This window comes from Streptomyces sp. NPDC002680 (genome assembly GCF_042889145.1).
Taxonomy (GTDB): Bacteria; Actinomycetota; Actinomycetes; order Streptomycetales; family Streptomycetaceae; genus Streptomyces; species Streptomyces adonidis.
The window spans coordinates 170,727-193,308 of sequence record NZ_JBIAQP010000007.1; the positions used below are offsets into that span (position 1 = coordinate 170,727).

General features: G+C 70.5%; 17 protein-coding genes and 1 pseudogene. 10 read left to right on the forward strand and 8 right to left on the reverse strand.

What is annotated here, in order from left to right:
* Nucleotide 1: 1 nt before the first annotated feature.
* The 5 genes from fxsT to ACFYXF_RS19885 all read right to left on the reverse strand — a co-directional run bounded on the left by fxsT (nucleotide 2) and on the right by ACFYXF_RS19885 (nucleotide 8,742).
* On the reverse strand, nucleotides 2–3,940 hold the full coding sequence (gene fxsT / locus ACFYXF_RS19865) for an FxSxx-COOH system tetratricopeptide repeat protein (protein WP_389350908.1): 3,939 nt from the start codon (nucleotides 3,938–3,940) through the stop codon (nucleotides 2–4).
* Nucleotides 3,937–5,295, reverse strand: a complete 1,359-nt coding sequence (locus tag ACFYXF_RS19870) for a TIR-like protein FxsC (RefSeq protein WP_389350909.1) — start codon at nucleotides 5,293–5,295, stop codon at nucleotides 3,937–3,939. Before ACFYXF_RS19870 ends, fxsT begins: the two co-directional genes overlap by 4 nt.
* 93 nt (nucleotides 5,296–5,388) lie before the next feature.
* Nucleotides 5,389–6,303: an AAC(3) family N-acetyltransferase gene (locus ACFYXF_RS19875; RefSeq protein ID WP_389350910.1), complete on the reverse strand. Its 915-nt coding sequence runs from the start codon at nucleotides 6,301–6,303 to the stop codon at nucleotides 5,389–5,391.
* Nucleotides 6,296–8,431 carry a radical SAM/SPASM protein FxsBH, inactivated beta-hydroxylase extension form gene (fxsBH, locus tag ACFYXF_RS19880; RefSeq protein WP_389350911.1) on the reverse strand — a complete coding sequence of 712 codons (2,136 nt, stop codon included), beginning with the start codon at nucleotides 8,429–8,431 and terminating at the stop codon, nucleotides 6,296–6,298. The genes ACFYXF_RS19875 and fxsBH overlap by 8 nt, the downstream gene beginning before the upstream one ends.
* 134 nt (nucleotides 8,432–8,565) lie before the next feature.
* On the reverse strand, nucleotides 8,566–8,742 hold the full coding sequence (locus ACFYXF_RS19885; protein ID WP_389350912.1) for a hypothetical protein: 177 nt from the start codon (nucleotides 8,740–8,742) through the stop codon (nucleotides 8,566–8,568).
* 241 nt (nucleotides 8,743–8,983) lie between these two features.
* On the opposite strand from ACFYXF_RS19885, the gene ACFYXF_RS19890 reads away from it, so the two are divergent.
* The 10 genes and pseudogenes from ACFYXF_RS19890 (at nucleotide 8,984) to ACFYXF_RS19935 (ending at nucleotide 19,104) form a co-directional block, all read left to right on the forward strand.
* Entirely contained in the window at nucleotides 8,984–9,841 is an 858-nt protein-coding gene (locus tag ACFYXF_RS19890; protein WP_389351211.1) for a DUF4231 domain-containing protein, read from the forward strand.
* 183 nt (nucleotides 9,842–10,024) lie between these two features.
* Entirely contained in the window at nucleotides 10,025–10,906 is an 882-nt protein-coding gene (locus ACFYXF_RS19895; RefSeq protein WP_389350913.1) for an FAD binding domain-containing protein, read from the forward strand.
* A 5-nt stretch (nucleotides 10,907–10,911) separates the two neighbouring features.
* Nucleotides 10,912–11,433, forward strand: a complete 522-nt coding sequence (locus tag ACFYXF_RS19900; RefSeq protein ID WP_389351213.1) for a (2Fe-2S)-binding protein — start codon at nucleotides 10,912–10,914, stop codon at nucleotides 11,431–11,433.
* Nucleotides 11,430–13,850 carry an aerobic carbon-monoxide dehydrogenase large subunit gene (locus ACFYXF_RS19905; RefSeq protein ID WP_389350914.1) on the forward strand — a complete coding sequence of 807 codons (2,421 nt, stop codon included), beginning with the start codon at nucleotides 11,430–11,432 and terminating at the stop codon, nucleotides 13,848–13,850. Before ACFYXF_RS19900 ends, ACFYXF_RS19905 begins: the two co-directional genes overlap by 4 nt.
* A 39-nt stretch (nucleotides 13,851–13,889) precedes the next feature.
* Nucleotides 13,890–14,687 (forward strand): XdhC family protein, encoded by a 798-nt coding sequence (locus tag ACFYXF_RS19910; protein ID WP_389350915.1) that lies wholly within the window; start codon nucleotides 13,890–13,892, stop codon nucleotides 14,685–14,687.
* A gap of 12 nt (nucleotides 14,688–14,699) precedes the next feature.
* The gene (locus tag ACFYXF_RS19915) at nucleotides 14,700–15,623 is read left to right on the forward strand and encodes an AAA family ATPase (protein WP_389350916.1); all 924 of its coding nucleotides are present in this window, start codon (nucleotides 14,700–14,702) and stop codon (nucleotides 15,621–15,623) included.
* Entirely contained in the window at nucleotides 15,620–16,300 is a 681-nt protein-coding gene (locus ACFYXF_RS19920) for an SRPBCC family protein (RefSeq protein ID WP_389350917.1), read from the forward strand. The genes ACFYXF_RS19915 and ACFYXF_RS19920 overlap by 4 nt, the downstream gene beginning before the upstream one ends.
* On the forward strand, nucleotides 16,297–17,508 hold the full coding sequence (locus ACFYXF_RS19925; protein ID WP_389350918.1) for a VWA domain-containing protein: 1,212 nt from the start codon (nucleotides 16,297–16,299) through the stop codon (nucleotides 17,506–17,508). The genes ACFYXF_RS19920 and ACFYXF_RS19925 overlap by 4 nt, the downstream gene beginning before the upstream one ends.
* A gap of 261 nt (nucleotides 17,509–17,769) precedes the next feature.
* Nucleotides 17,770–18,243, forward strand: a pseudogene (locus ACFYXF_RS19930) (RICIN domain-containing protein); the annotation flags it as partial.
* A gap of 168 nt (nucleotides 18,244–18,411) precedes the next feature.
* Nucleotides 18,412–19,104 (forward strand): pectate lyase, encoded by a 693-nt coding sequence (locus tag ACFYXF_RS19935; protein ID WP_389351215.1) that lies wholly within the window; start codon nucleotides 18,412–18,414, stop codon nucleotides 19,102–19,104.
* Nucleotides 19,105–19,270: 166 nt separating this feature from the next.
* Here the strand turns inward: ACFYXF_RS19935 and ACFYXF_RS19940 are convergent, their stop codons facing one another.
* From ACFYXF_RS19940 to ACFYXF_RS19950, 3 genes are all read right to left on the reverse strand, one after another.
* Nucleotides 19,271–20,263, reverse strand: coding sequence for a LysR family transcriptional regulator (locus tag ACFYXF_RS19940; RefSeq protein ID WP_389350919.1), 993 nt, complete (start codon nucleotides 20,261–20,263; stop codon nucleotides 19,271–19,273).
* A gap of 200 nt (nucleotides 20,264–20,463) precedes the next feature.
* Nucleotides 20,464–21,003, reverse strand: coding sequence for a hypothetical protein (locus tag ACFYXF_RS19945; protein ID WP_389351217.1), 540 nt, complete (start codon nucleotides 21,001–21,003; stop codon nucleotides 20,464–20,466).
* 65 nt (nucleotides 21,004–21,068) lie between these two features.
* Nucleotides 21,069–22,580 carry a GAF domain-containing sensor histidine kinase gene (locus ACFYXF_RS19950; protein ID WP_389350920.1) on the reverse strand — a complete coding sequence of 504 codons (1,512 nt, stop codon included), beginning with the start codon at nucleotides 22,578–22,580 and terminating at the stop codon, nucleotides 21,069–21,071.
* Between the last annotated feature and the right edge of the window lie 2 nt (nucleotides 22,581–22,582).

The following is a 22,582-nucleotide window of genomic DNA, read 5'->3' on the forward strand; positions in this document are numbered from 1 at the left end:
CTCACACCGCCAGCGGCTCCAGATCCCGGTACACCCGCCGCCTGCTGCTCGCGAACCGGGTGATCCCGTTCTCGTCGCCCAGCAGCCTGCGCAGTTCCGCCACGGCCTCGCCGTGGCGCCGTGCCGCCTCCGTCTCGTGGCCCAACTCGCCCAGTGTCAGGGCCGAGTTGGCGACCACGGCCAGGGTCTCCGGGTGATGCGGGCCCAGCACCTGGCGCAGGGTGACCACAGCGTTCTCCTCCAGCTCCCGGGCCTCCTCCAGACGGCCCTGGCCGGCCAGCACGTTGGCGTAGTTGATGCCGCAGAACAGGGAGTGCGGATGCTGCTCGCCCAGCACCTCGCCCATGCGCCGCAGCACCTGCCGGAACACCGTGTCCGCCTTCTCCGTGTCGCCGCAACCCCAGTGGTAGATACCGAGGTTGTTGAACGCGGCCTGGGTGTACGGGTGGGCCTCGCCCGGCACCTCCATGTACCTGGCCAGCGCCTCCCGGGCGACCTCGCGCGCCCGCTCCCGCTCGTCCGCCGCGAACAGGTCGGCCGCCATGTTGAGATCGCAGGCCAGCGAGTCCGGTGTCGGCTCCTTGTACTGGGCCCGGTACTGGTCCTGGGTCGCCGCCGTGAGCCGCCGGGCGTCCTCGAACTGCCCCGCCCGGCGCAGCGACACCGCGAGGGACTTGGCGCACCGAAGCGTGCCCGGGAACTCCTTGCCGAGGATCCGCTTGTGCGTGTCGTACGCCTGTGACAGCACCGACACCGACTCCGCGTACCGGCCGACCTCGCGCAGGTCGCGGCCCAGTCCCTCGGCCGAGGCCAACGTGTAGGGGTGCTCAGGACCAAGCACCCGCGTACGCCGGTCCAGCGTCTCCTGGTCCAGGTCGCGGGCCTCGCCGTAGCGGCCGACCATGCGCAGCGCGAGGGCGAGGTTGTTGGCCGCGTTCAGGGTCCTGGGGTGGGACTCGTGGAAGATCTCGCTGAACCCGTCGTGCGCCTCACGGGCGAGGTCCACCGCGGACCGGTAGTCACCGAGGGCGGCGAGGTCGCTGGCGAGGCTCGACGTGGTGACGTACGTGTGCGGGTGCGAGGGGCCCAGGACCGTGCGCTGACGGTCCAGCAGCTCGGTGTCGATGTCCCGGGCCTCGATGTAACGCCCTTGCGAGCGCAGCACGTTGGCGAGCTGGCCGCGCAGGTACAGATACTGCACGTCGTTCTCGCCGAGCAGCGTCTTCCAGTGCTTCAGCAGGTCCTCGGCGCGTTTCTGCGCGTTGGGGAAGTCACCGCGCTTCCAGTAGTAGCGGATCCGGTCGATGAGCAGCCGGCGGGTCTCGCTCTCGTCGCAGCTGCGGGCGTCGGTGGTGGTGAGGTGCGGCCAGATGACGTTGAACCGGGGCCAGCTCTCGGGGTCGTCGATCGGCTCGTCGCCGTCGGGGCGGGCGCCCGCGAGCACGGTGTGCACGACGTGCTGGGCCTGGCTCTGCTCCTCCTTGGACAGCTGCGCGCGGATCACCACCTGGACCAGCCGGTGCACCTGGATGCTGTTGCTGACCTGGTCCACCTTGGCCAGCGCGAACCGCCCGATCTCCTGGACGACCCGGCCGAGCAGCAGCGGCTCCTGGAGCGCGGGGTCGTAGGGCTTGAGGGCGTCGATCATCTCCTTGCTGTAGAGCAGGTCTGAGGAGATCGGCTCCGGGGCCAGGAACGCGCACAGCTGCAACAGCCGTACCGACGCGGGAGAACGTTCCTTCAGCCGGGAGATCGACACGTTCCAGGTCGCGGCGACCGTCTTGTGGTAGTCGGCGGGACGGTTGAGGTCCAGGACGTCGATGGTCTGCTCCGCCAGCTGCCGCAGATACGTCTCGACCGGGGTGGCCGTCTCGGCCAGCCAGGCCGCCGCCTGCTCGACGGCCAGCGGCAGATCGCCCACCGCCGTCGCCACCTGGTCTGCCTCCTCGGCGGTCAGCCCCCTGGCCCGCTGGGTGAGGTGCTCGACGCTCTCCTCGCGCAGGAAGATGTCGACCAGCTGCGTCGAACCCCGCTTCTCCCAGGCCGGGTTGTTGCGGGAGGTGACGAGGATGTGCCCGCTGCCGCCCGTCGGCAGATACGGGGTCAGCACCTCCGGGTCGTCGGCGTTGTCGAAGACCAGCAGCCAGCGGCTGGTCGGCGTGCCCCGGGACAGCATCTGCCGGGCTTCCTTGCTGGCCATGGTGATGTCGTCACGGCCGGGCGCGCCGATCCGGGAGCCGAGTTCGGCGAGCGAGGCCACGATGTCGTCCTCGTGCTCGGCGGACGTCCACCACACCAGGTCGTAGTCGCCCATGAAGCGGTGTACGTACTCCAGCGCGACCTGGGTCTTGCCCACGCCGGCGAGCCCGAACAGGACCTGGGGCTTCGAGGGGCCGGCGGAGACACCGCCGCCGAGCTGGTCCCGTATCCGCTCCAGGATGGCGTTGCGGCCGGTGAACGTGTTGTTGCGCTGCGGTGCGCTCAGGTACGCCGGGACGTTGCCGGGGAACCGGGCCGCGTGCGGGCCGCCCTCCGGTGCCTGCCCGGGCAGCCCCAGGGCGCGCAGCAGCGCGGCGGCGCACTGCGCCTCGTCGAACCGGTGCAGGTCCACGGGGTTGAGGTTGAGGTAGGACTCGGGCAGCCGCACCTCGTCGACCCGCAGCGGCACCGTCGTACCGGGCGGGGTGTCCGGCCCGCTGTCGGTGAGGGTGCGCCAGACGGCGTCGGCGTACCGGGACTTCTGGAACGCGGTCGACAGCAGGACCAGGGTGCGGGTGGCCGCGTCCGTGCGCTCGACGGGCCCGCCGGAGATGTCGTGCGGCACGACGTTGCAACCGACCCGCTTGAGCAGCGACTCGACCCAGTCGGCCCACATCCGGTTCTCCGCCGTGTACGCCACGACCACATCGGCCGCGCTGGTCAGCGGGCGCCGCCTGAGATACGCGTCGCGGCAGCGCAGCCGCACCGGCTCGGGGATCGGCGGCAGCGAGGTGACCTCGCCGTCGGAGATCACCTGGGTGAGCCGCTCGAACGCGGACAGCAGCGACTTGGGGTCGCCCTTCGCGTCGCCGAAGGTGGCGAGGGTCTCCTCGTACGCGTAGTACGGGCGGTACGGGATCTCGACGCTGCCCCAGTACGCCGTCTGCTCGTCCGGGCCCAGTTTCTCGCCCTTGAGCCCCCTGGGCAGCCCCTGGAACCGCAGCCGCGCCAGGGCCCGGCCGGCGTCGACCTTGTCCTTCTCGCCCTCGTCGATCCGCATCGGCACGGGCAGGACCCGGATCGGGTGGGGGAGGGAGCTGCCCTCGACACTGCGGGCCACCGCGGCGCCGCCGTCCAGGGACTGGTCGCTCAGCGTGAAGCAGTCCACGAGGACGTCGGGCATCTCCATGGTGCAGATGTCCGCGTTGTCGGACAGCCCGGTACGGCTGTCGATCAGGACATAGTCGTACGACCTTTTCATGTTGGCGCGCAGCGCCTTGAGGAAGTCGCCGCCGCCCAGCCGGTCGTAGAAGTTGTCCCACTCCAGGGAGGACACCGTCGCCGAGTAGGCGGGCTCCTGGCGGCCCGCGGACAGGAAGTCCAGCGAACCGCCGTCCAGGAAGCTCAGCCCGAGCCGCTCCGGGGTGAGGGAGATGGCGTGCTGCTCGACGTTCGCGTAGTCGTCCTGCCAGTCGTCGGTGCGCTGCGGGCCGGTGGTCGCGGCCCACGCGTAGTCGTGAATGATGTTGATGACCCCGGTGGTGGCCACCAGCGCGTTGGGCTCCAGGAACGGGTGGAAGAAGCGGTGCAGGCCCGGCGCCTCCAGGTCCCAGTCGACGGCCAGCACCCGTTTGCCGTTCGCGGCGAGGATCCACGCCGTGTTGGCCAGGGCCATGGTGCGCCCGGTACCGCCCTTGTACGAGTAGAAGGTGATGATGCGTCCGTTCTGCACGGCCGTCATGCTTCTCCTCCGTTGTCGGGTCCCTCTTCCGGGTAATGCGGCGGGACGGGGCCCATCAGCCGGGGCCTCGGGGTGCGCGTGCCCGGTGGTGGATGTGCCTCCGCGTGCTTGAGGAACTGTCTGGTCGTATGGGCCACGACGGCGGGGAGCACGTCGGTGAAGGCCTTGAGCGTGGGTACGCCGGTCACGGCGATCCGGCAGTCGGCGCGCCGGCCACGGTCCAGGATCAGTGGGAGGGTGCGCTCCAGCTCCTCGGAGAGCTGCCGTCCCTCCGGACTGTGACACTGCAGGTCAAGACGGTTCCACGGGACGATCGCACTCACCCAGGGCCGGGCATGCGCGTCGAAGATCTTGAGCCGCCGACGCCGCTCCTCGTCCGTCAGCACCCATCGGTCGACCAGCAGGATGCCCGGCCTGCCCACCGCCTTGTCGTCCTTGTCGCCGTGGTCGCCGTGGTCGTCCCGGGACCCGTCGACGGACAGCGCCGGCGGTTCCCCGGTGTCCTCGTCGTCGAAGGAGGAGATCGTGATCCGGTAGTCCAGGGACCGGATGAGTTCCTCGGCGAGCGCCGGCAGCGGCCGGGTGGACTCGCCGTGGTACGGGTTCCAGTCCTGCGAGTCCTCGCCGTACGGCCGGATGTCCCGGTACTCGGGGACACTGTCCCGGGTCGGCGCGGCCACGGTGAGATGGATGTGCCGGGGGCCCGAGCCGCGCGGCTTGAACGCGCTGGGCGTGTTCTCGTAGTTGCGGGGTCTGCTCGGCGGCAGCGGCGACTCGTGGGCGACCCGCACGATCCGCTGCGCAAGACCCAGCACGGTCTCCTCGTACTCGTCGTGCAGCCGGTTGAGCTTGATCAGGCCGTAGATCCCGTTGGCGGCGTAGCGGTCGCCGTAGGTCGCGTGGTCGAGGTGGATGTGCCGTACGGAGTCCGGGAGTTGGTCGTAGTCCACACGCGTCCACAGGGCGGGGACGATGGCGGACGTGGAGCCGGTGCCGGTCGCCTTGGCGTGCAACACCCGTTCGTGGAAGGCGAACCACTCGCGTCCGCACATCTCGCTGGTGAAGTAGCGGGGCGAGAACAGCGGTACGAACACCCGGCACTTGGCCAGGTTCTCACTGAGCTTCTCCGGCCAGCCCTCGCCGGAGCGCATCTCCCGGTCCATGAACCCGGCCTGGGAGCCGGCGGGCAGATCGGTGAGCGCCATGATGTGGTTGCACAGGTCCCGGTACAACACGTGCACCCAGTGATCGGGGTCTCCGCCGCCCGTGCCCCACGCCGGCGTGTGGGCGTAGGAGAGGAAGAAATAGGGCTGGGTGTCCGGCACCCGTTCCCGACCCCGTTCAGGTATGTCCACACGCCCCCCTGCCCGTCGGTGCGCCCCGCCGCCGGGGCCACCTGACCGGAACCAACAATGTGCCCGACGGGAGGGTCGCCCGGGTTGCTTGTTTTACGTCATTCCGGTGCGATAACCGGCCATCTGATCGACTGCGTGGTCCACGACGGCTCGCATCCCGAAGAGTGCGACCGCTTTCCCGGCCCATTCCCGCTCCACCACCAGTTCACGCGGCAGCCGCTTCCCCATCACGCCGAAGTCGCTGTCGTCCAGGGCGAGATCCTCGTACGAGATCCAGTTGCCGGTGCTGCCCACCACGCACCGGTACGTACGCCGGGGCGGGGGCGGTGTGGTCCGGTACTCGGCCAGATGGAACGCGCTGCACACCTCGAACCCGACGCGCAGCAGCAGGACCTGGGCATCCGCGGCGTACAGCTCGGCCAGGGGCGAGCGCTCGCCGAGATGGCAGTGCGGGTCGTGGTGGCCGAGCAACTCGGCGGCTCTCGGGCCGAGTCCGGCGAACGAGGTCTGGGGGTGCGTGCTGCGTACGGCGCCGGGAGTGGTCCGTACACATTCGGCCAGTGCGCCCATGGAGGGGCAGGGTGTGGTGGCCGGCTCGAAGGGTGGCATCGAGGCGCGGAACGTGGCCTTCTGGTGGTCGGTCATGCCCTCGGTGGCGGCGCGGTACTGCCGTGAGGTGTCGGAGTTCTCGGGGGTGAAGGCGGGGACGATCAGTGTCCCTGCGGGGCCCAGGGTGGTGAGGAGGGTGTCTCGGACGAGGGTGGGGGGGAGGGTGGTGCCGTGGAGGGAGGCGTGGACCAGGAGGGGGGTGGTGCGCTGGATGGGTAACTCGGCCAGTACGTCCCGTAGTTGGGCGGCGGGGTGGTTTTTCTCGCCCCCGCCGCCCCTACCCGTCCCATCCTCGGGGGCTCCGCCCCCGAACCCCCGCTCGCGCTGGACGCGCTCGTCCTCAAACGCCGGACGGGCTGAAAGTGCCCGTCGGGCTGGAAGTCCCCCTTGGTTATGCATGGGTGGACCACTCCGTCCACAACTGTGCCGCCAACACCGCTCCCGTTTCCGTTAGTTCGTGCTCGGGGAGGGCCGTCAGTTCTACCAGGGCTCTTACTGCGGCCTCGGGGCGGGAGTTGCCGAGTTGTTCGAAGGCCTCGTCCAGGAGGCGGCCGGCTCGGTTGCCCAGGACGTTCAGGTCGGTTGTCTCCCGGAGGGAGGTGAACCTGGCCCGGCGGCCCAGGCGCGGCAGCTCGTGTGCGAAGTCCTCCGGTGTGAAGTCGATCGCCACGCCCAGCGCGCCCGGTCCGTGTCCGCCGAGTCGCAGGCCGCTGCCCGGTGCGAGCGGGGTGACGGTCGTGACCTGGAACGCGTTGCGGTCCTCGGACCATCGGGGCAGCCGCGCGGTCAGGAGTCCGTACGCCTGCGCCAGTCGCTCGGCGAACGACGCGGGGGTCGGGCCGGCGGCGAGGGGGGCGGAGAAGCAGTCGCGGTAGGGGTCCGCGTCGTCGATCAGCACGGGTGGCCGGCCGGGCGGTCGTACGGTTTGCAGCGGGCGCCACCGGGGCGTCGGCGCGGCGCCGGTGAGCTGGACCTGTTCGGAGCCCGAGGCGTCGACCACCCAGAAGCCGTCCGACGTCGTCTTGACCTCGATCCGGCCGGGCTCCGCCAGGGTGAACGTGCCCAGCGTCGGGAGATGGAGGGCACGTTCGGGCTGGTCCCAGCCGAGCGTCACATCGGCGCCTGCCCGTACCGCCGCCGTGAAGGCCAGCGCCATGAAGCGGGGGAGGTCGGCGGCCTCGTGCCGGGACCGGAGCAGTGAGGTACGGACGTACGGGTGGGCGAGGACGTTGTTGAGGTCCGAGGCGGTGCTGTCGTCCGAGTCCAGTTCCAGCAGGGCCCGCCAGGCGTCCTCCCAGTCGGGCTGGAGCGCCAGGTCGTCGTGTGTGACGCTCAGCAGGGTCCGGTCCAGCTCCAGCTGGGAGAAACCGAGCGCGTCCGCACGGCAGACCGCCGGGGACAGCTCCCGCGATGTCACCCGCTCGGCGATCCCGTCCACCAGGGCGCGCAGATCGGCGCAGAAGACGGACGGGTTGTCGAAACCGCGTTCGGGACTGTAGCGGTGGGCGTACAGACCGCCGCCGCAGGAGTCGACGACCGGGCAGCGGCGGCAGGCCTCGCTGACACCGGCGAGTCCGCGCTGACGGGCCAGTACCCCCTCGTGCCGGGCGAACTCCTCGAAGCCGTGCTCGAAGACGTCGAACCCCGTGGCCGCCGCTCCGTCGAAAGCCGTCTTGAGCGAGTCCGCCTGCTCGAAACTGCCGTCCGTCTCGACCACCGCGAGGTCGGAGGGGGCGAGTCCCATCGCTTCGGTGAGGCTGGGGCCGCCGCGCAGAGTGCTGAGCACGGACTCGAACGTCCGTACGGGAATCCTGCGCCCCTGCTTCTCCCAGAGGTCGAACACCGCCAGCAGCCAGTCGGCGTACGGGGTCGGTGATCCGGAGGGGTTCGGGGGCGGGTGTTCCCAGGTGGAATGCGGCAGCAAATAGTCGATTCGGGGAGGGTCGAGAGCCGTGAGTGTCTCGTGCACCGTGACGGGGTCGTTGGCGACATCCACGGTGCACAGCAGGCCGCCGAAGAGGTGACGGTATTCGGGGGTGCGCAGCAGCTCGATTCCGCGCAGTACCCGGTCGTAGCTGCTGCGGCCCCTGCGATCGAGCCGGTGTCGGTCGTTGGCCGTACGGTCCCCGTCGAGCGAGATACCCACCTTGACGCCGAATTCCGCGAAGACGTCCAGATGTCTGGTGTTCAGCTGGATTCCGTTGGTGTGGATCTGGAGGTCCAGTGAGGTGACCGGGGCGAGGTGACGCGTGAGTTCCGCGCAGATTCCTCTGAGCCGGGCGGGGCCGCAGAGGAGGGGCTCGCCCCCATGGAGGATGACCGCCACCGACGGCAGCTGGTGGGCTTCGACGTAGGAGGCGAACCGGCGGGCGGTCTGGGTGAGAGCCTCTTCGGAGATGACCACCGGGCGGGCCCGCCAGCCCTGGTCGGCGTGCTCGTACACATAGCAGTGGTCGCATGCCAGGTCGCACCTGCTGTGCACCTTGAGAACCAGCTGCTGGAGGGATGGGCTCGTCACCCCTCGCATCATTGCAAAGATCCGGCCGCTCCGATGGGCAACTTGGCTAAAAACTCAGCAAGTTGACGATCGAGGAAGCTCTGACATGGGTGCATCCGGCGGGAGTCACCGCCGGATCCACCTGTCCGCGTGAACCTCTGAACTCAGACCGCAGAGTTGAAGGTGGGGTGGGACGGACGCCTGTCGGGGCTGTCCAGCAACCGCCCGATCGCGCCCGTGACCGCGGGCGAGTATCGGGGGATGCCCCCCAGCGGGGTCTGCCGCTGCTGCGTCGGCTGAGCGTCGGTGGTGGGCGCTGCCGGTGACTGGGAGAGGGTCATGGCCGGTTCGTGGCTCCTCGTGCTGTTCCCCGTCGACGGTGGGACCTGCCGCGACGAGAAAGTCTGGTTTTGACGCGGACGATACCGGAGGCCGACGGCGAGGGTGACATTGGCCGTTCGACTTCATACTCTGATTTTCGAAGAGTGGACAATTGTGTGCGCAATGACCGCGGGGGTGAGTCAATTGCACGCCAGTACTCCGGGACCCAGTGTCACGTTGAGTGAGAATGATCTTCCACCGCTGTTCGTGGTAAGTGACCGGCGGGCGCTGAGCCGTCAGAGTGAGTCCTTCTATGCGGTGCGTACGCAATTGACGCTGCTGCTGTCGGCGACGGCGATGGCGATGCTGGCGGAACGTTTCCACAGTCATATTCCAGCAGCGTTTTCCGCAGTGCTCTACGCGTGCACGATCGCCATCGGTCTGCACACCGCCCGTCGCCGCGCCCGCGCCCAGTGGCGGGCGCATCGTGACGTGGCCGAGCTGCTGAAGTCGCTGGCCTGGCAGTACATGGTGCACGGCGGGCCGTTCCACACCGGGGTCGCGGACCCCGACGGACTGTTCGCGGAACGGCTGGAGGAGCGGTTGCGGGAACTCCGGCGGGTGGGGTGGGAGGACTCCCGCAACGGGGTCCGCGCCCGTGGGATCGGGCAGATCACCCCGGTCATGCGGGCCGTGCGCGCCAAGCCCTTCGAGGCGCGCCGGGACTTCTATTTGCGCGAGCGCTTACTGGAACAGTTCGTCTGGTACAAGAACCGGGCCGCGCAGTCGCACCGCTCCTCCGTGCGCTGGTCCTCCATCACCGCCGCGCTGACGCTGCTCGCCCTGCTGGCCGCCGTGCTCAGGGCCTTCAGCCTGATCGGCGGCTGGGATCTCACCGGGCTCCTCAGCGCCGGTGCGGCGGCCGGGGTGGCCTGGCAGGAGGTACGGCGGCACCGGCCGTTGAAGTACGCGCACTCCCTGATCGAGCAGGACCTGGAGACACTGCGCGTCACGATGATCAGGACGGTGACGGAGTCGGGCTGGGCGAAGGCGGTGGCCGAGGCGGAGCGAATCGTTTCGCCGCAGCACACCGACTGGCTGGTGAGGTTCGGGGGGTGAGCGGGGTGTGCGGGTTGTGCGGGGGCGCTGGGCGGGTTGCCCGGTCGGTGAGCGGGCTGCCTGGGGGTGAGCGAGTTAAGTGAACGCTTAATCAGCCGTTGACACCGTTCACCGGCAGGCGGTGAATTGCCCCCGGACACCACGTCCGCACGACTGACACGGGGAAGTCAGGGGGGATGCGGTATGCAGGTTCCCGCTCCATTCGAGTACCGGCGCGTCGGCAGTGTCCCGGAGGCCGTCGCTCTCCTGGACCGCCTGGGCGACACCGCCCGGCTGGTGGCCGGCGGGCACAGCCTGCTGCCGATGATGAAACTCCGGCTGGCCAACTTCGAGTACCTGATCGACATCAACGACCTGCACGGCGAGCTGGGTTACATCCGAGCCGAGCCCGGACTGATCCGCATCGGCGCGATGACCCGGCACCGCGAACTCCTGGAGTCCGACCAACTGGCCGCCGTCTTCCCGGTGTTCCGGGACGCCGAACGCGTCATCGCCGACCCCGTCGTCCGCAACCGGGGCACGCTCGGCGGCTCCCTCTGCCAGGCTGACCCCTCCGAGGACCTGTCCGCCGTGTGCACGACGCTCGACGCGAGCTGTGTGATCCAGGGCGTGGACGGCCAACGGGTCGTACCCATGGGCGAGTTCCATCAGGGTCCGTACGAGACGGCCGTCGGCGACGCCGAGATGCTGACCGAGGTACGCCTCCCGGTGCGGCCGAACGGGTCCAGCGCGTACGAGAAGGTCGAACGGCGGGCCGGGGACTGGGCGGTGGTGTCCGCCGGGGCCGCCGTATGGCTGGACGGGGACGGGCTGATCGCCGACGCGCGGGTCGGACTCGCCGCCGTAGGGCCCAACACCGCCGGGATCGAGGGCATCGGCGACGCCCTGCGTGGCCGGCCGCCCGGCGAGGAACTGTACGCGCGGGCCGGGGACATCGCCGCCGAGGCCTGCTCGCCCGTCACCGACCGACGGGGCAGCGCCGAGTACAAGCGGCACCTGGCACGGGAGTTGACCGTGCGCGTGCTGCGCAGGGCCGTCGCGAGGATCAACGGACAGGGGGTGTGACGCGCATGCAGGTCACCATGACCGTCAACGGGGACGAGGTCACCCGGGAGATCGAGGGGCGGCTGCTCCTCGTCCACTTCCTGCGCGACCATCTCGCGCTGACCGGCACCCACTGGGGCTGCGACACCAGCAACTGCGGTACGTGCGTGGTGTGGTTGGACGGCGAGCCCGTCAAGTCCTGCACCGTACTAGCCGCGATGGCGGGCGGGCACGAGGTGCGGACCGTCGAGGGGCTGGCCGGGGCCGACGGCCAACTCGACGCCGTGCAGCGTGGGTTCGTCGAGTGCCATGGTCTCCAGTGCGGGTTCTGCACGCCCGGCATGATGATGACCGCCCGCGCTCTTCTCGACCGCAACCCCGACCCCTCTGAGCCCGAGATCCGCGAGGCGATCTCCGGGCAGATCTGCCGCTGCACCGGGTACGCCACCATCGTCCGTTCCGTGCGGTGGGCGGCGGCGGAGGAGGCCGGGACCCGGACCGAGCAACCGGCGGACGAGTTGGCGAGCGGCCTGGGGGGTGTCTCATGACCACCGTCGCCGGGCGCGACTCCGCCCAAGACAGCCAGGACAGCCGCCCGACTGCCTTCGTCGACAACGATCAGAAACCCTGCGGCCACGGCCGGATGCTCCGCAAGGAGGACGCCCGCTTCGTGCGCGGCAAGGGGCGGTACGTCGACGACCTCCAGCTCCCCGGCATGCTCCATCTCGCCGTCCTGCGCTCGCCGTTCGCGCACGCCCGGATCGTGTCCGTCGACACCACCCTGGCCGAGGCGCACCCGAAGGTCCGGCTCGTCGTCACCGGTGCCGCGCTCGCCGAACAGGGTCTGGCCTGGATGCCGACCCTCTCCGGCGACGTCCAGGCCGTCCTCGCCACCGACAAGGTCCGCTTCCAGGGCCAGGAGGTCGCCTTCGTCGTCGCCGAGGACCGCTACGCGGCCCGGGACGCCCTGGAGCTGATCGACGTCGAGTACGAGGCACTCGACCCGGTGATCGACGTACGCACCGCCCTCTCGCCCCAAGCCCCCGTCATCCGGGACGACTTGGAGGGCAAGCGGGACAACCACTGCTTCGACTGGGAGACCGGGGACGCCGCCGAGACCGAGGCCGCGTTCGCCCGCGCCGATGTCGTCGTCACCGAGGACATCGTGTACCCGCGGGTGCACCCGGCCCCCATGGAGACCTGCGGTGCCGTCGCCGACTACGACGCCGTGGACGGCCGTCTCACCCTCTGGTCCACCACCCAGGCCCCGCACGCCCACCGCACCCTCTACGCGATCGTCGCAGGCCTGCCCGAGCACAAGATCCGGGTGATCTCGCCGGACATCGGCGGCGGCTTCGGCAACAAGGTGCCGATCTACCCCGGTTACGTGTGCGCGATCGTCGGCTCGCTGCTCACCGGGAAGCCCGTCAAGTGGATGGAGGACCGGGCGGAGAACCTCATCAGCACCGGCTTCGCCCGCGACTACGTCATGCGCGGCGAGATCGCCGCGACCCACGACGGAAAGATCCTCGCCATCCGCACCAACGTCCTCGCCGACCACGGCGCGTTCAACGGCACGGCGGCGCCCGTGAAGTACCCGGCCGGCTTCTTCGGCGTCTTCACCGGCAGCTACGACATCGAGGCCGCCTACTGCAAGATGACCGCCGTCTACACCAACAAGGCCCCGGGCGGGGTGGCCTACGCCTGCTCGTTCCGCATCACCGAGGCGGTCTACCTCGTCGAGCGGATGGTGGACTGTCTCGCGTACGAACTGGGCGCCGATCCCGTCGAGTTGAGGATGCGGAACTTCATCCGCCCCGAGCAGTTCCCCTACCGCAGCAAGACCGGCTGGGTGTACGACTCCGGCAACTACGCGCCCACCATGGAACTCGCCAAGCAGCTCGCCGGGTACGACCAACTCCGCGCAGAACAGGCGGAGAAGCGGGCCCGCGGTGAGGTCATGGGCATCGGGGTGGCCTTCTTCACGGAGGCGGTCGGCGCCGGGCCCCGCAAGGACATGGACATCCTCGGGCTCGGCATGGCCGACGGCTGCGAACTGCGCGTGCATCCGACCGGGAAGGCGGTCGTGCGGCTGTCGGTGCAGACCCAGGGGCAGGGCCACGAGACGACGTTCGCGCAGATCGTCGCCGAGGAACTGGGCATCCCGCCGCAGGACATCGACGTCGTGCACGGCGACACCGACCAGACACCCTTCGGGCTCGGCACCTACGGCAGCCGGTCCACGCCCGTCTCCGGTGCCGCCGCCGCGCTGGTCGCCCGCAAGGTACGGGACAAGGCGAGGCTCATCGCCTCCTCGATGCTGGAGGTGTCGGTCGCCGACCTGGAGTGGGCGAAGGGCTCCTTCCGGGTCGCCGGCGACCCCGAGGCCTCGGTCACCATCCAGGACATCGCGATGCGCGCACACGGCGCAGGCGACCTGCCCGACGGCGTCGAGGGCGGCCTGGAGGCGCAGATCTGCTACAACCCCGAGAACCTCACCTACCCGCACGGCGCCTACATCTGCGTCGTCGACATCGACCCGGGGACGGCCAAGGTGACCGTACGGCGGTTCGTGGCCGTCGACGACTGCGGGACCCGGATCAACCCGATGATCATCGAGGGGCAGGTGCACGGCGGGCTGACCGACGGGGTCGGGATGGCGCTGATGGAGATGATCTCCTTCGACGAGGACGGCAACTGCCTCAGCGGTTCCCTGATGGACTACCTCATCCCCACCTCCCTCGAAGTCCCCGACTGGGAAACGGGGTTCACCGTCACCCCGTCCCCGCACCACCCCATCGGCGCCAAGGGCGTCGGCGAGTCCGCGACCGTCGGCTCACCGCCCGCCATCGTCAACGCGGTCGTCGACGCGCTGAAGCCGTACGGCATCCGGCACGCGGACATGCCGCTCACGCCCTCACGGGTGTGGGAGGCGATGAACGGGCGCCCGACGCCACCGATCTGACCCGATCCAAGCCGATCCGAGTTGATCTGAGGGGGCGTCATGAAGACGGTGAGCGCTCGTGCGCGTGAACTGACCGAACGACGCGTGCCGTTCGTGCACGCGCGCGTCGTGCGCGCCCAGGCGCCCGCGTCCGCCCGCCCCGGCGACGAGGCCATCGTGTACGGCGACGGCACGATCGACGGCTTCGTCGGCGGCGTGTGCGCGGAGGGCTCGGTGCGTACGGCGGCACTCGGCGCCCTGCACGGCGACGGGCCGCTGCTGCTGCGGGTGCTGCCCGAGGGAGAGCCCGAGTTCCCGCCCGCGCCCGGATCGCGGGTCGTCGTCAACCCCTGCCTCTCGGGAGGCGCGTTGGAGATCTTCCTGGAGCCGGTGCTGCCGCCCCCGCTGATCGAGGTCGTGGGCGGCACCCCGATCGCCGAGGCGTTCATCGCCCTCGCCGACGTACTCGGCTACGCCACCGCACGCTCGCTGCCGGAGGACCCGCCCGCCGAACAGACGGTGGCGGTGGTCGTGGCTGGGCAGGGGAGAGGGGACGCCGAAGCGCTGCGGGCCGCCCTCGACGCCGACGTCCCGTACATCGCGCTGGTCGCCAGCAGACGCCGGAGCACGGCGCTCCTGGAGGAACTCGGCCTGGCGGAAGGGGAGTCGGCCAGGATCCACACCCCGGCCGGGCTGGACATCGGCGCGCGCACGGCACCCGAGATCGCGCTGTCGATCCTGGCGGAGGTGGTGTCGGCCGTACGGCGGACAGCGCGGCCCCCGGCCGAACGCGCGCCGGAGACGGTCGCCGCCCCGGGATGCGGCACGACCATGACCACGACCGCGTGCCACGACTGACGGATGGACGCGATGTCCGAACCGCCCGCCCAGAGCCACGCCCTGTTCGAGGACGCCGACGACGTACGCCAACGCCTCGACGACGTCGGCTACTTGGTGGACGAGGGCACTGCGACCGCACTCTTCCTCGCCACCGTCCTGGGCCGCCCGCTGCTCCTGGAGGGCGAACCGGGCGTGGGCAAGACCAGCGCGGCGAAGGCACTCGCCGAGGCCCTGGACACCCCGCTGATCCGGTTGCAGTGCTACGAGGGACTGACGGCGGGGGAGGCCCTGTACGAGTGGAACTACCAGCGTCAGCTGCTCGCCGTCCGACTCACCGAGGCGCACGGCCACGATCAACAGCGGCTGACGGAAACCGACTTGTTCACCGAGGAGTTCCTGCTCGACCGGCCCCTGCTGCGAGCCGTACGCCACCGGGGTCCGCTGCCGCCCGTCCTCCTCATCGACGAGATCGACCGGGCCGACGACGAGTTCGAGGCGCTGCTCTTCGAGTTCCTCGGCGAATCGGCCATCACCGTCCCGGAGTTGGGCACCTTCGCCGCCGTACGGCCGCCCGTCGCGATCCTCACCTCCAACCGCAGCCGCGAACTCCACGACGCGCTGCGCCGCCGCTGCCTGTACCACTGGATCGACTTCCCGGCGCCCGAGCGCGCGACGGAGATCCTGCGCCGCTCGGTACCGGCGGCGAACGAGCCGCTGATCGCGTCGGCGACGGAGTTCATCGGGCGGGTGCGCGGCCTTGACCTGGACAAGGCGCCGGGCATGGCGGAGGCCATCGACTGGGTGTCGGCCCTGGCCGCGCTGCGGGTGGCGCGGCTGGCACGCGGGGACATCGTCGCCACGCTCAGCGCCGTCGCCAAGAGCCCCGACGACCGCGTCACCGTCACCGAGGCCCTCGAACAGCTCGGCTACCCCGGACAAGCGAGGAAACCATGAAGATCGACAACGAGTTCGAGGTCGGTGTGCCCGTCGAGCGGGCCTGGCAGGCGCTCACGGACCTGGAGGGCCTCGCCCCGTGCATGCCGGGCGCCCAGCTCACGGGCGTGGAGGACGAGGTCTACCGGGGCCGGGTGAAGGTGAAGGTCGGGCCGGTGATCAGCCAGTTCGCGGGCACGGCACGCTTCGTGGAGAAGGACGAGGCGGCACATCACGCGGTGATCAGCGCGGTGGGCAAGGACACGCGCGGGGCGGGCAACGCGTCGGCGACGATCGACGCAAGGCTGCGGGCGGAGGGCGCGAGGACGGTCGTGACGGTCTCCACCGACCTCAACATCAGCGGAAAACTGGCCCAGTTCGGCAGCGGGATGATCAAGGAGATCTCGGAGAAATTGTTCACCCAGTTCATCGAGAACGTGGAGGCGCAGCTCCTGACGCCGGACGCGGAGGAGGCGGAGGTCCCTGTATCTGCAGCGGAGCCGGAGCCGCCGGCACAGGCAGAGGCGGGGGCAGGGGCACAGCCACAGGCTCCGGTCCCGGTGGCCGTGTCGCCGCAGCCCGTGCAGGAACCGCTGGACCTGATGCGGCTGGCCGGAGGGTCCGTCAGCAGACGGCTGATTCCGGTGGCCGTCGCCGTAGTAGTCGTGGCCGTGGTGATCTATCTCCTGGTCCGGTGACACCAACCGGTCCTGTACTGCCCGCAGTTGACTGTGCCGCGTTCGCCGTCGCGCTCGCCACCCGGCTGCGGGAGCGGGGCGTACCCGTGGGCCTCACCGCCACGCGGGACTTCGTACAGGCGCTGGCCGCCGTTCCGCCGGCCTCGCGGACGGCGCTGTACTGGACGGCTCGGGTCACCCTCGTCCGTGAGCATGGCCAACTGGCGCCATTCGAGGAGGTGTTCGCCGGTGTCTTCGGCGAGGCGGTGCTTGCCGTGGACCCGCACGCACGCCGGAACGGACGTACGCCGGTGGGGGAGAAGGGCGCCTCGGCGTCGTACAACTCCCTTGCCGCTCCTGGCGATTCAGGCCTGCCCTGGGTCACCCTCCCGTCCGCCGTCACCGGCGCCGACCAGCGGGACGACCGCACCCTGACCGTCGTACCGGAGCGGCTGCCCAGTGAACTGGCCGGTTCGGTGGACACGCCGTTCGAGCAACTGGCCCCGAGGGAGGCGGAGTTGCTCGGGCGGTGGCTGGAGAGGGCGTTGGGGGAGTGGCCCAGGCGTCGGTCGCGGCGGTACGCGGTACGGGCCGGCGGGCCGCGCGTGGCGATCCGGGAGACCGTGGCGCGGGCCCGCCGGACGGGCTGGGAGCCGGTGCGGCTGGTGCGGACGGGGCCGGTGGCACGGCCCCGCCGGGTCGTAGTGCTGTGTGACGTCAGCCGGTCGATGCAGCCGCAGGCGGTCGCGTATCTGCATCTGATGCGGGCACTCGCGCTGACCACGGACGCCGAGGTGTTCGCGTTCGCGACGACACTGACCCGGCTCACCACGGTCCTCGGACGCCGCTCGGCCGAGGCGGCGTTCGGCGAGGCCACCGAGCGGGTCGGCGACCGTTTCGGCGGCACCCGGATCGCGCACTGCCTCGCCACCCTGCTCGCCTCGCACCACGGCGGCACCCTGCGCGGAGCCGTCGTCCTCATCTGCTCGGACGGCTGGGACGGAGACCCGCCCGACCGGCTCGCGGCGGCCATGGCCCGGCTGCGGCGCCGCGCCCACACGGTGATCTGGCTGAATCCGAGGGCCGCCGCCCCGGGCTTCGAACCCCGTACGACGACGATGTCCACCGCGCTGCCGTACGTCGACCTGCTCCTCCCGGCGGACAGCTTCGGGGCGCTGTTGCGGGTGCCGGGCGAGGTGGCGCGCCTCGGGGCCGCGAACTCCCGCTGACCGCGCGGCAGTCACCCCGCTCTCACTCAGGAAGCACACAGTTCTCACAAATCTCCGTGGACGCGGCAACCCCCACAGCACCGGTGGCGACAGACGGGCGTCGGAAACGAACAGCGTGAACTCCCGAACGAGAGTGACGACGTGGGTAAGAGAGCAGTTGAGCGCAGACCGCGCCGCAGGAGAACGAGCCGTCGCAGGGGCGTACTGATCGGTGCGCTGGTCGCGGCCCTGGGCGGAGGCGCGGTCGTCGGCGGGGTGCTGATGACGGCGTCCGCGTCCAGCCCGGGCGCCGGAACGTACCGCCTGGTGAACGCCGCCGACAGCACCTGTCTGACGGGGGCGACGGCGGCCGGCGCGAGCGGTGCGCAACTGGGCACGGCCGCGTGCGACGACTCGGCCGCCGGACAGACCTGGCAACTGGCGGACGCCGAGGGCGGGTTCACGGTCAAGGGCGTGGTCGGCGCACTGTGCGCCGGGGTCAAGGGGGCGTCGGCCTCCGCGGGCAAGGCGGTGCAGCAGCAGACCTGCGACGGCGGCACGTCGCAGGTGTGGAAGCTGACGGCGGTGGACGACGCGTACCACCTGGTCAACGCCAAGAGCGCCAAGTGCCTCAATGTGAAGGGCGGGTTGGCGCAGCAGAACTCCTGCGACAAGGCGAGCAGCAAGAGTTGGACGCTGGTGGCGGCGGGCGGCGCGTCGTCGACGAAGTCACCGTCGGCTTCGGTCTCGGCCTCGGCTTCGGCGACCAAGTCGGCGTCGGCCTCGCCGTCCGTCTCGGCGTCGGCCTCCAAGTCCGCGTCCCCGTCGGCCTCGTCCGCTGCTTCTGCCTCCGCCTCGGCGAGCAAGTCCGCGAGTGCCTCCACCGCCCCGGCCTCCGGAACGGACTCCACCGGCGGTACGACGCTGGGCGCGTGGCCCACGGTCGCCGGCGTGCAGGCCGTCACCGCGAGCATCGAGGTCTCGGGTACGTACGACGGCGGCCTCAAGCGCTTCTACGGCTCCGGCGCCCTCGGCAGCGCCGACCAGGACGAGAACCAGGGCCCGATCTTCGAACTCGCCGACGGCGCCGTCCTGAAGAACGTGGTCCTGGGTGCCCCGGCCGCCGACGGCGTTCACTGCCTGGGCAGTTGCATGCTCCAGAACGTCTGGTGGGAGGACGTCGGCGAGGACGCGGCCACGTTTAAGAGCAAGTCGGCCTCGGCGACGTACCTCGTCTCCGGCGGCGGCGCGCGGAACGCGGACGACAAGGTCTTCCAGTTCAACGGCACCGGCACGCTCACCGTCCAGAACTTTCAGGTCGCCGACTTCGGCAAGCTGGTCCGCTCGTGCGGCAACTGCAAGACGCAGTTCGAGCGCCACGTCGTGGTGAAGAACGTCCAGGCGACCAGCCCCGGCAAGGTCCTGGTCGGGATCAACTCCAACTACGGCGACACGGCCACGATTTCGGGAGTCACGGTCGTCGGCGACAGCAGCAGGAAGATCGTCATCTGCGAGCGCTTCAAGGGCAACAACACCGGCGCCGAACCCCCGTCCCTCGGCACCGGCCCGGACGGAACGAACTGCCGCTACAGCAACTCGGACATCACGTACAAGTGATCGGCGGCGGGGCTGATTCGGTATCGGACACACGGCTGATGTCCTGAGCAGCCTCAGCGGGAACCCCGCGCCTTTAGGGGCGCGGGGAACTGCGCGACCAGCCCCCACCGGACCGCAGCGAAAGAACCGCGTACCCAAGCGAACGAACCGCATGTCCAGCGGAGCCTCAGCTCCACAGAGTCACGTGAATAGCGGGCCGAAACCGCCCCGCCGTAACCCCCGCACCCCGCAGCATCGCCTGGATGGCCCGGGGCGTGGTGACGAACCGCCGGAGCTCCGCGGCCGTCGGCGGCTCCTCGCGGTCGGCGAGGGCGAGGACGTTCCAGGAACCACGGGCCGGGAGGGCCGGCGCGTCGAGCCGGCAGAGCCCGCCACCGGCGATGTCCTTCGCGACCGCGAACGCCACCGCGAGAGCGACCCCCTTCCCACGCTTGGCCTCCTCCACCGCGGCGGCATGGCTCTGGAAGATGCGCTGATTGTGCTCGGGGACACCCAGACAGCGCAGCACGGACGGCACCATGCCGACCCGGCCGACGGCGGACGGCCCCAACAGCCAGGTCTGCTCCCGGAGTTCGCGTACCCCGGCACCCCCGGCGGCCCCTGTCGCGAGCGGATGGTCGGGTCCCACGACGGCGATCAGCTGATAGTTGAGGAAGGGCGTGCAGTTCATGGCCATCGCAACAGGCATGCTCTCGTCGCCGCCGACGGCGATGGCGGGAGACGGCCCGATGGCCACATCCACGGCCCGGTTCACCAGCAACGCGCCGAACCGCTGCGGACTGTGCACGCTCAGCTCGACGTCCAGATCGTCGGCGCGCCCCGCGAACAGTTCGATGAGGCCGGGCGCGGCATGCTCCGCGAACAGACTCGACGCAGCCACCCGCAACAGCCGCCGGCCGGAACCGGCCTGCCGGACTTCGAGGATCGTACGGTCCTGGAGCCCGAGCAGTTCCGCCGCCCGGCTGGCGAGCCGCAGCCCGCCCGGCGTGAACGCGAGCCCCTGGGCGGTCCGGGTGAAGAGCTTGTCGCCGAGTTCCCTGCGCAGATGGGCGACGTGCATCGACACGGCGGCCTCGGTGACGGCGAGATCGGCCGCGGCGGCCTTCACGGAACCGAGCCGGACGGTCGCGGAGAAGGCCCGCAGCTGTGCCGGGGTCAACAGAACCTCCCCCGCTCACCACGGGTGCCCATTCACCGGTGACCTGCACCACAAATTAGCGCACCAGTTCGCCAAGAGCCATGGAGCGGAAAGGATCGGAATGGATCGGACCGGAGGCCCCGTGGCCGGGAATCGAGACCCGGAATCGTGACCGGGAATCGAGACTGGAAACGCGACCGGAAGTCGCGACCGCCCCGAGGTCAGGACCGCAACAGCCCCGGCCGCCACAGCACCGTCACCGCGACCCCCGTACGCCGCGCGTACTCCACCACGTCCCCGGTGCCGCCGAGCCCCCGCGCGGGCAGCCCGTCCCACACCGCGACCAGCCGGTCGACATGGTCGACGATCCAGCGGCCCGCCGCGAAGTAGGCCTCCTCGTGCGTCGCCTCGTCGGGCAGCTTCACGCGGGTGCGGCAGGAGTCGAGGAGGCGGCGGTACGAGGCCCGGGTGTCGGCGTCGCCGAGGTGGGCCTCGTAGTCCATACCGGGAATCACGGCCGTGAGCGGGATACCGAGCTCAAGGGCGATGTCGGCGAACAGTTGATCGGCCCCGGCGGCGAGGCTGCTCAGCGCCTCCAGCTCCTCGTCGCCCTGGAGCAGCCGGCGGATACCCGTGCGTACGGACGGCAGAACGGCGGCGGGGATCGAGCGATGCCCGGTCACACCGATGCGTGTACGGACCCGCGCCACGACACGCGTACCCCTGCCGGTGTTCCTGCCCGGGTCCCTGCCGGGATCCATTCCCGTGTCGATGCACGTGCCGAAGCGAGTGCCGACGAGCGTGCCGTTACGCGTGTCAATGTCCGTCACCGACTGCCCCTCCGTCGTCTACGTTCCGTCACCTCCCCCAGAGTGCCGTCTTCCAGCGGGGCCTGCCAGAGCGCGGTCGTACCCGAGCCTGCGTCCGTTGTGCCGTCACCGCTGTCGCCATCGCCGTAGACCGTCAGCCGTACCCCGTTCCGTCCGTCCGGCAGGACCGCCGTCGAGTCGACCGTGATCGCGACGCGGGTGACACCGGGACGGCGTACGGCGGTGGCGAGCGCGCGGCGCAGGGCGGTGAGGAGCTGGGCGGCGACCGGGGCCGGGACGCGGTGCTCGACGGGTCCGGTGAAGTGGACGGAAGGCCGGCGGCCGAGCACCGCCGCCACCCCGGCCGCCTCCCGAAGTACCTTGCCGCGCAAGGTGGTTGGCGCGTCGGCCGGTGGCTGCTGGAGAGCGAAGATGGTCGTACGGACCTCCTGGACCGTGGCCTGGAGTTCGTCGACCGCCCGCCCGAGGATCTCGCGCACCTTGTCGTCGCCCACCGCCCGGCGCTGCGTGGACTCCAGCATCATGCCGGTGGCGAACAGCCGCTGGACGACGAGATCGTGCAGGTCACGGGCGATCCGGTCGCGGTCCTCGTACACCGCGAGCCGGGCGCGGCGCCGCCGGGCGTCGGCGAGGACGAGCGCGAGGGCGGCCTGCGAGGCGAACTGCGTCGCGAGAAGCTTCTCCGTGTCGGTGTACGGCCGTTCCCCGCGCCGGCGCGGCAGCGCGAGCGTCCCGATCAGCCGCCCCTCGGCCTGCAACGGCAGCAGCATGCTCGGCCCGAACCGGTGCCGTACCGGGGTCGTCAGCCGTGGGTCGGTCGCCGAGTCGTCGACGAACACCGGTTCCCCGCCGAGCAGTTGGACGAGAACAGGACTGCTGGGCGAGATGACGGTCCCCACGATGTCGCCGTCACCGGGATCGTCGCCGTCGAGCGTGGCGGCGGTGACGACCTCCATACCGCCCTCGTCCGTCGGCTGCAGGATGACACCGGCGGCGGCGTCGGCGAGGAGCCGGGCGCGGTCCGCGACGGTCAGCAGCGCGTCGTCGTCGGCCCCGCCGGTGAGCAGCGCGGTGGTGACGGCGGCGGCACCCTCGATCCAGCGCTCGCGCTGCCGCGCGGTCTCGTACATCCGGGCGTTGCCGATCGCGATCCCGGCCTGCGCGGCCAGGACGCTCAGCAACTGCCGGTCGGAGTCGCTGAATTGATCACCATCGAGCTTCTCGGCGAGATACAACCGCCCGAACTCCCCGCCCTCCACCAGGATCGGTACGTCGAGGACGGCGATGCCCGCCCTTTCGGCGCGCCCCAGATCGGCCTTGCGGATCTCCACGAGACCGTCGTGCCCGGGGTCGGCCATCCCGAGCCCCGCGTACCGGGCACCGGTCAACTCGGCGGCGCCGTCCACGATGTGCTGGAGCGTGGTGCGCAGTTCGAGATCGGTACCGATGCCGAGCACGGCTTCGAGACGGGGCGGGAGAGGAGGAGGCGGCGGCGCGTCGCCCGACATAT

What these genes read in the sequence shown, in the direction of transcription:
- ACFYXF_RS19920 (WP_389350917.1), top strand. Translation starts at nt 15,620, where the DNA reads ATGAAGATCGACAACGAGTTCGAGGTCGGTGTGCCCGTCGAGCGGGCC.
- ACFYXF_RS19945 (WP_389351217.1), bottom strand. Translation starts at nt 21,003, where the DNA reads ATGGATCCCGGCAGGGACCCGGGCAGGAACACCGGCAGGGGTACGCGT.
- ACFYXF_RS19885 (WP_389350912.1), bottom strand. Translation starts at nt 8,742, where the DNA reads ATGACCCTCTCCCAGTCACCGGCAGCGCCCACCACCGACGCTCAGCCG.
- ACFYXF_RS19915 (WP_389350916.1), top strand. Translation starts at nt 14,700, where the DNA reads ATGTCCGAACCGCCCGCCCAGAGCCACGCCCTGTTCGAGGACGCCGAC.
- ACFYXF_RS19950 (WP_389350920.1), bottom strand. Translation starts at nt 22,580, where the DNA reads ATGTCGGGCGACGCGCCGCCGCCTCCTCCTCTCCCGCCCCGTCTCGAA.
- ACFYXF_RS19900 (WP_389351213.1), top strand. Translation starts at nt 10,912, where the DNA reads ATGCAGGTCACCATGACCGTCAACGGGGACGAGGTCACCCGGGAGATC.
- ACFYXF_RS19895 (WP_389350913.1), top strand. Translation starts at nt 10,025, where the DNA reads ATGCAGGTTCCCGCTCCATTCGAGTACCGGCGCGTCGGCAGTGTCCCG.
- ACFYXF_RS19875 (WP_389350910.1), bottom strand. Translation starts at nt 6,303, where the DNA reads ATGCATAACCAAGGGGGACTTCCAGCCCGACGGGCACTTTCAGCCCGT.
- fxsT (WP_389350908.1), bottom strand. Translation starts at nt 3,940, where the DNA reads ATGACGGCCGTGCAGAACGGACGCATCATCACCTTCTACTCGTACAAG.
- fxsBH (WP_389350911.1), bottom strand. Translation starts at nt 8,431, where the DNA reads ATGCGAGGGGTGACGAGCCCATCCCTCCAGCAGCTGGTTCTCAAGGTG.
- ACFYXF_RS19905 (WP_389350914.1), top strand. Translation starts at nt 11,430, where the DNA reads ATGACCACCGTCGCCGGGCGCGACTCCGCCCAAGACAGCCAGGACAGC.
- ACFYXF_RS19910 (WP_389350915.1), top strand. Translation starts at nt 13,890, where the DNA reads ATGAAGACGGTGAGCGCTCGTGCGCGTGAACTGACCGAACGACGCGTG.